The 1,258-nt window shown below is 71.8% G+C and carries 1 protein-coding gene; it reads right to left on the reverse strand.

Annotation, left to right across the window (positions count from 1 at the left end):
* Positions 1–525: 525 nt before the first annotated feature.
* On the reverse strand, positions 526–1,258 hold a 733-nt coding region (locus ACFV4N_RS43920), incomplete at its 5' end, for an eCIS core domain-containing protein (protein ID WP_499678634.1).

Raw genomic sequence — 1,258 nt, forward strand, 5'->3', positions numbered from 1 at the left:
GGGCACTGACACGGGCTGCGGGCGTGCCTGCGGGTGCCGTGCGGTGCCGGCAGCCGGTGCAACGCGGCGCTGGCAGCCGGGGTGACGGTTGGCGTCGAGCGGCGCCGACCGTCAGTGCCGGCGGTCGGCGGTCGCCCGGTGCCGACAGGCCGTGCTGCCGGTCGGCGCCAACCCGTGTCGGCAGGCGGCACCGCCGGTCGGCTTTGGCCGCTTCCGTCAGCCGGTGCCGACAGCCGGTGCCGACAGCCGGCGTCGGCGGCTGGTGCGGGCGGGCCCTGCTGACGGCCGCCGGGGGTGGTCGCTCGCGGTTCCTTCATGTTCTACCGAGTAACGGGAACGCTGTTTCCGTACATTTTCGGCGAAGGTTCACCCAATCGTGTTCGGCTACCGCCCTCGGTTCGGATCTTAGCGCTCGGACGTGCCCCGTGGGTCGTGGACCCGGCCCCCGCGGGGCACGTCCGTTCCGGGCGGCACCTCACAGCGGGAGCGGGTGGAGACCTTCGTCCTCGATGCGGTCACCCGCCCTCACCTGGCCCTGGGCGGTGGAGCGCCCGCTGTAGCGGTAGAGGCCGTTGCCTTCCAAAAAGTGAGTCGACCAACGTGCACGTCCACGTTCGTCTCCGCTATCGGGAAGTCCCGTCCGAAGGCATTCCGGTAGGCCCGCGCGAAATCGTTCCGGAATTCCTGCCGAAAGCTGTTGATGTAGTTGGCGAGCTGGTTCTGGGCCGCCCCGCCCGCGTAGAACTGGTTGCTCGCGGACTTGATCTCCCCCACGTAGATGTACAGGTCGCCCTCGCCGTTGCCGTCGATCTCGCTCTTGATGGCGACGAGGTCCGCGCGCCCGTTCCCGACCGGCACCTCGATGCTCAGCTCGTAGAGGTCGCTCAGCCGGTGGGCGCCGAGGAACTGCTGCTGGAGGTACGCGTGCACGTCGTCGCCGATCTCGGTGGCCGTCTTGCCGTCGTGGCGCACGCCGGAGACCTCGGCCCGTTGGAGGGCGACGCCGTCCCGTGCGGGCGCGGGCGGTCGGGACGGGGTGGGCTCCGCCGGCGCCGGGCCGCTCATGGCGCGGGTCGCGTTGGCCTCGGCGGCGCGTTCGAAGCGGTCGTCCGGGTCGGAGATCGCGAGGCCGTCGCCGCGGTCGGTGCCGGCGACCGGGCCGGAGCGCTGCTGGATGACGTGCGTCAGCTCGTGCGCCAGGGTGTGCGGGTCGGCACCGCCCTGCCCGAGGACCACGTGGTTGCCCGAGGTGTAGGCC

Source organism: Actinosynnema sp. NPDC059797 (assembly GCF_042732085.1).
Taxonomy (GTDB): Bacteria; Actinomycetota; Actinomycetes; order Mycobacteriales; family Pseudonocardiaceae; genus Actinosynnema.